This is a genomic window from Methylobacterium ajmalii, from assembly GCF_016613415.1.
GTDB lineage: Bacteria > Pseudomonadota > Alphaproteobacteria > Rhizobiales > Beijerinckiaceae > Methylobacterium > Methylobacterium ajmalii.
On record NZ_JACWCT010000127.1, the window covers coordinates 1 to 6,088 of the forward strand.

Here is a 6,088-nt window from a genome sequence, read left to right on the forward strand (position 1 = left end):
CGCCGAGGCGACGGCCGAGCCGGCCCCGCGCGGCCGGCGCGGCTGGACCCGGCGCCTGCGCGGCGGCCGCCAGAGCGCGACCTTCGCGGTCATCAGCGGCGGCGGGAGCCGTCACTACCGCCGCCGGCGCCACCGCTGAACCGGTCCCTCACGCCACGTTGAGCCGCCGGCCGCGGTTCCAGGCCAGGAACGGCACGCCCGAGAGCAGGGCGCGCAACGCCGCGTCGGTCTGGAACAGCCCGTTGACCGAGACCCGCGGCAGCGCATGCAGATGGGCGGCGTGCCCGGGAAACAGGTGGCCGGGCCGGGTCGTCACGGCGGTGACGTAGCCTGCCTCGCGGGCGAGGGCGAATTCCCGCGCGCCCGCCGAGCCCGGATCGCCGACCGGATAGGAAAAGTGCTCCGGCACCGCGCCGAGAAGGTCGGCGAGACGCGCCCGTCCCTCGACGATCTCGCGGCGCGCGGTCGCCGCGTCGTGCTTGGCGAGCATCGGATGCGTCAGGGTGTGGGCGGCGAGCGTCACCGGCACGTCCCGGGCGAGATCCCGCAGCTCGCTCCCCGACAGGCACAGCTCCCGGGCGATGGCGCCCGCATCGATGCCGGCCTCGCCGCAGAGCCGCAGGGTCGCGGCGCGCAACCCCTCCTCGGGCCCGGCCCGGAGCGCCCGGTAGGCCTGCGCGAAGGCGGCGACCTTCTCCGCGTCGTCCGCGGCCGGGAGGTCGAGCCCGACCTCAGGCAGCCGCACGCGGGTAAGACCCCGGATCGCCCGCTCCAGCTCGATCCACCACAGCCGGCCGGTCCCGGTGGCGAAGTCGTGGGTGACGTAGAGCGTCCAGGGTGCGCCGTGCCGGCGCAGGACCGGGGCGGCGTGCTCCCGGTTGTCGCGGTAGCCGTCGTCGAAGGTCAGCACCGCGAAGGGCGGCCCGCCCCCGGCGAGGCGCCGCGGCACCTCCGCCAGCGGGACCACCGCGAAGCCCCGCTCCCGCAGCAGCGTGAGCGTCCGGTCGAGGAAAGCCGGGGTGATCGAGAGCAGCCGGTTCGGCGCGTAGGCCCCCCCCTCGTCCGGGCGGACGTGATGGAAGGTGAGGATCACGCCGCGGCCGCGGGTCGCCGGGCCGAGCCAGCGGTCGGCCCTGGTCGCCGCGATGGTGGCGAAACCGGCCTGGAACAGGCGGTGGCGGGTGGTAGCGGAGAGCATGCCGGGGAGAATGCCGGCGATCGGCCAAAGCTTCGTTACGGCGTTTGCGGATTCTGCACGCTTGCCCGCTAGGCCATCGGGGAGGCGATCGAGGGCAGGGCGATGGGCGGCACGATGCAACTCGCGGCGGAGGGCGTGGCGGCCGGTCCGGCGCCGGCCCTCACACTGGTGCCCGAGGTCTTCTCGAGCCTTGCAGCCGCCGAGGCGACCTGGCGCGCCCTCGAGACGGCGCCCGGCGCCGTGATGACGCCCTACCAGCGCTTCGACTGGGTGGCGGCCTGCGCCCGCATCCTGCCGCGGGGCGCCCGCCCCTGCCCGGTCCTGCTGCGCGACGCCTCGGGGCGACCGCTGGCGCTGCTGCCGCTGTTCGTGCACCGCGAGGCCGGCATCCGGGTCGGCCGGGTGATCGGCGGCCGGCATGCCAACTACCACATGCCGCTCTTCGCCCACCCGGAGGCGATGGCCCTGCCGCCCGAGGCCTATGCCCGGGCCCTGCTCCGCGCCGGAGCCCAGGCGGGGGTCGACGTGATCCACCTGCCGGACCAGCCGCGCCTGTGGAACGGCCTGCCGAACCCGCTCGCCCACGGCACCGCCTCCCCGAGCGACGCCTACGGCCTGGCGCTGGAGGCCGATCCCGAGGCGGTGCTCAAGCGGGTGATGAGCGGCGATGCGCGGCGCAAGCTGCGCCAGAAGGAGAAGTGGCTCACGGGCGCCCTCGGCCCGGTGGCGCACCGGGTCGCGTCGGACGACGAGGAGGGCGCGGCGATCCTGTCGGCCTACCTCGCCCAGAAGGCGCTGCGCTTCGCGCAGGCCGGCATCAGCGATCCCTTCGCCGATCCGGCGGCGCGCGACTTCCTCGCGGCGGCGCACCGGTCCGGGGCCCTGGAGCTGCACGCCCTGCGCACCGAGGAGGGACGCATCCTCGCGACCTTCGTCGGCGCCGTCGACGCGCGGCGCTTCAGCGGCATGCTGACCTCGTTCGATCCCGACCCGGCGCTCGCCCGGTTCAGCCCCGGCGACCTGCTGCTCCAGGCCCTGATCCGCGACCAGTGCGCCCGCGGGCGCACCGCCCTCGATCTCGGCGTCGGCGAGGCGCGCTACAAGGCGAGCGTCTGCGACGAGACCATCGGCCTCGTCGACGCGGTGCTGCCGGTGAGCCTGCGCGGCCGGGCCTACGGCGCGGCCGCCGAGGCCGGCGCCCGCCTCAAGCGCCGGATCAAGCGCGACCCGCGGCTGTGGGCGCTGGTCGGCCGGGTGCGCAAGGCGCTGGCGCGCACGGCCTGACCCGGGCGGGGATGGGCCTTGGGAGGCCCGCCCCTAATCCACCCGCGTCCAGAGCTGCTTCTTGCAGATCAGCCCGCCGAGCACGCAGCCCGACAGTTCGAGCACGTTCGGCCCCTTCATGGCGAGCTTGCCCGAATAGGTCTTGCCGTCGCGAAAGTTGTAGAGCGAGCCCTCCCAGCCCTCGCCGGACGGGCGCATGTCCCGGGTCAGCGCGACGCCGACGAGGCTGCGGCCGCGCTGGACCGCGTCCGGGTTGTGGACGTCCCTGGTCTCGCCGGCCATCACCTTGGCGATCGTGCCGCAATAGCCCGCGCCGCAGCGGGCGATGCGGATCTGCGAATCGCCCGCGGGCGTGAGCCAGAGCCCGACGGGCTGGGGACCCGCCTGCGCGTGGGCGAGCACGGGCGCGCAGGCGAGAAGGGCGGCGAGCAGGACGGGACGCAACGGCGCGGGCTCCGGGTTCGACGAATCGCGAAGCTCCGACCTAGCGCCTCCGCCCCCGTCCCGCCATGCGGTCAGGCGCGCGGACGCCCCGTCACGCGACGAGCTCGGGGAACGGCACGATGGTGGATTTCACCGTCTTCATCGCCATCGCGTCCTTCACCGCCTGCGCCACGCCCTCCTGCGTGAAGGGGTAGACCGTCTGCATCTCGAGCCAGGGATACTTGTCCCGGGCGCGGTAGAGCATGTCGACGCCGAGCGGCAGGTCGTTGCCGGTGAAGGCCCAGGAGCCCAGCACGTTGAGGTCCTTGGAGCAGATCCGGTGCCAGGAGGTCTCGATCTTCCCCGCATCGGTGAACTGGCCCATCTCCACGTAGGTGCCGCCGTCGCGCAGGAACTCGATGCCCTCGGGTCCCGCGCTCGGATGGCCCGAGCAATCCATCACCAGGTCGGCGCCGAAGCCGCCGACGATCTCGCGGACCGCCGCGATGCGGGCCTCGGGCGTCGTGACCTTGGTGATGTCGACGGTGGCCTCGGCGCCGAACTTGCGGGCGAGCGCGAGGCGCGGCTCCTCCGGCGCGCCGACGCAGATCACCCGGCCGGCCCCCATCTCCTGGGCGGCCGCCACCGCCAGGATGCCGATCGGGCCCGAGCCCTGGATGACCACCGTGTCGCCCCACTTGAACCCGCCGGCCCGGGTCGCCCGGTTGAAGGCGCGGATGCAGGAGGTCAGCGGCTCGGACAGCGCGCCGAGGCGCAGCGACATGTCGTCGGGCAATTTGTAGACCTTGGTGCCCGGCAGCATCTCGAGGTCGACATAGACGTACTCGGCCCAGCCGCCCCACAGGTGCGGCGCCTTGTCGAAGCCGAGGTAGCGCCCATAATAGACCGGCGTCAGGCACTTGTTGGCCTGCTCGGGGTAGTGGACGCAGTAATAGCAGTGCCCGCACGGCATCAGCGGCGGGATCATCACCTTGGAGCCGACCTGGAGCGGCTTCTCCATGAAGTCGGCGGTGAACTCCTCGCCCTTCTCGACGATGACGCCGCCGATCTCGTGGCCGAGCGTGAACGGCCACGGCAGGGGCTTGGGCCAATGGCCCTTGAGGATGTGCTGGTCGGTGCCGCAGACCCCGCAGGCGCCGACCTTGATCAGGGCGGCCTTGCGCGGAACCTTCGGCCACGGCACCGATTGGATGACGGGTTCCGCCCCCGGGCCCGCGAACGTGGCCACGCGGATCTCAGGCTTGCTCATCGGCGCTTCCTCGACTGTTCGTTCCGTCGCGGCGCGGCGCCGCGCGCCGGATCGTTGGCGTCCGGCCACCCCCACCCTAGCACCGTATTCGGTGTTTGCATCCGGATCGGCGGCGCGCGATGGCTGAGGGGTCGCTGCGTCGCAGCTGGATCGACGCGCTGCTCGACCGGATCGAGCCGCCGCCGCTCTCGTCCTGGGCCTATGCCGTGCGGATCTGGCTCGCCATGATGCTGGCGCTCTATGCCGGGTTCTGGCTCCAGCTCGAGAGCGCGTCCTCGGCCGCCGTCACGGTGGCGATCCTGGCCCAGCCCCGGCGCGGGCAGGCCCTGTCGAAGGCCGCCTACCGCTTCCTCGGCACGCTGGTCGGCTTCGCGGTCGCGATCCTGTTCGCCGCCCTGTTCGGGCAGGACCGGGTCGAGATGCTGGTCGCCTTCGCGCTCTGGATGGGGCTGTGCGTGTTCACCGCCAACTACCTCCAGGGCACCAAGGCCTACGGCGCCATGCTGTCGGGCTACACGGTGGCGATCATCGCCATCAACAACATCGACGCGCCGCAATCGGTCTTCGCCACCGGGGTCGAGCGGGTCGCCGCGATCACGCTGGGCATCGTGGCGATCACCTTCATCAACGACGCGCTCGGCGCGCCCTCCATCTTCCCCGACCTCAGCGCCGGGATGGCCAAGGCCCGTGACGCCGCGCGCGACGTCGTGCGCCGGGCGGTGCGGGACGGCGATCCGGGACCGGAGGCGGCGGCCGAGGCGATGCGCCTCGCGGCCGCCCCACGCGACGCGATCGGCGTGGTGGCGACCGAGTTCCACGACGGCGCGAACCGGGCGGCGGGCGCCCGCAGCGCGGTGGCGGCCCTGTTCGCCTCGGTCGCCGCCGCCCGCTCCTTCGCGCTGGCGGTCACGCGCTCCGGCGATCCGGACGACCTGCGCGCGAGCGTGCTCGCCGGCCTCGACGGCGACCGGGACGCGCTGCCGACCCTCGTCGCCCGTCTCGACGAACTCGCCGAGCGCGAGGACGCGGACCCCGACGCGGTGCTGCGGCTGCGCCGCGCCATCGACCTCCTGCGCCAGGACCGGCTCGCCGAGGACGGGATCGACGCGCTGGAGACCGGCCGGGCGCCCCTGCGCGACATGCGGCTCCCCGTCCACCGCGACTTTCCCGACGCGCTGCGCAACGCCGCCCGCGTCGTCATCACCATCGCGATCAGCGCGGCGCTGTTCGTGCTCAGCGGCTGGCCCGCCACCTCGGCGGCCCTGCTCCAGGTCTCGGCCTTCGCCGCGCTCGCCTCGATCAACCCCAATCCCGTCGCCTTCGCCACCGGCGCGCTGTGGGGCATGCCGCTCGCCGCGGCCTGCGCGGGCATCGTCGAGTTCCTGATCCTCGACGGCGGCCAGGGCTTCCCGCTGCTCGCCATCGCCATGGCGCCGGTGATCGTCACCGCCTGCCTCTTGAGCCTGCGCCCGAAGACCGCGAGCCTCGGCTTCATCCTGCTGGTGTTCTTCCCCGTCGTGCTGGCGCCGACCAACCCGCAGCCCTACAACGCGGAATCCTACCTGACGTCGAGCGTGCTGTTCTGCGTCGCCGGACTGATCCTCTTCCTGGTGATCCGCATCGTCCTGCCGACCACGAACGCCCAGCGCCGGCGCTGGTCGCTCGATGCCGCCCGGGCCGACGTGGTCGAGGCGCTGTCGGGCGAGCCGCAGGAGGCCGACGAGCGCGTCAACCTCGACGCAGACCGGCTGGTGCAGTTCGCCGGCTGGGGCGGCACCGCCGGGGCGGTGCGCCGCGCCGCCCTGCGGCACGCCTTCGCGCTCGCCGCGCTCGACACCGCCGCCGCCGGCGCCCAGGCCGGTCTGAACCGGCTCGCGGAGGTGCCGGCCTATGACGGCGCGGTGCGCCAGGCC

Annotated in this window: 5 protein-coding genes; 2 read left to right on the forward strand and 3 right to left on the reverse strand. The window is 73.7% G+C overall.

Features of this window, described 5'->3' with window-relative positions; genetic code table 11:
- Positions 1–148: 148 nt before the first annotated feature.
- The gene (locus tag HPY23_RS23910) at positions 149–1,198 is read right to left on the reverse strand and encodes a polysaccharide deacetylase family protein (protein WP_091883357.1); all 1,050 of its coding nucleotides are present in this window, start codon (positions 1,196–1,198) and stop codon (positions 149–151) included.
- Between the two features lie 102 nt (positions 1,199–1,300).
- Here HPY23_RS23910 and HPY23_RS23915 point away from each other — a divergent pair, with 102 nt between their 5' ends.
- The gene (locus tag HPY23_RS23915; protein WP_236017702.1) at positions 1,301–2,482 is read left to right on the forward strand and encodes a GNAT family N-acetyltransferase; all 1,182 of its coding nucleotides are present in this window, start codon (positions 1,301–1,303) and stop codon (positions 2,480–2,482) included.
- 33 nt (positions 2,483–2,515) lie between these two features.
- Here the strand turns inward: HPY23_RS23915 and HPY23_RS23920 are convergent, their stop codons facing one another.
- Positions 2,516–2,926 carry a DUF2147 domain-containing protein gene (locus HPY23_RS23920; RefSeq protein ID WP_175539881.1) on the reverse strand — a complete coding sequence of 137 codons (411 nt, stop codon included), beginning with the start codon at positions 2,924–2,926 and terminating at the stop codon, positions 2,516–2,518.
- A 91-nt stretch (positions 2,927–3,017) separates the two neighbouring features.
- Complete coding sequence (locus tag HPY23_RS23925; protein WP_060846627.1) at positions 3,018–4,175, reverse strand: zinc-binding dehydrogenase; 1,158 nt, start codon at positions 4,173–4,175, stop codon at positions 3,018–3,020.
- A 119-nt stretch (positions 4,176–4,294) separates the two neighbouring features.
- On the opposite strand from HPY23_RS23925, the gene HPY23_RS23930 reads away from it, so the two are divergent.
- Positions 4,295–6,088, forward strand: a 1,794-nt coding sequence (locus tag HPY23_RS23930) for an FUSC family protein (protein ID WP_200649684.1), incomplete at its 3' end; no start/stop codon positions are given.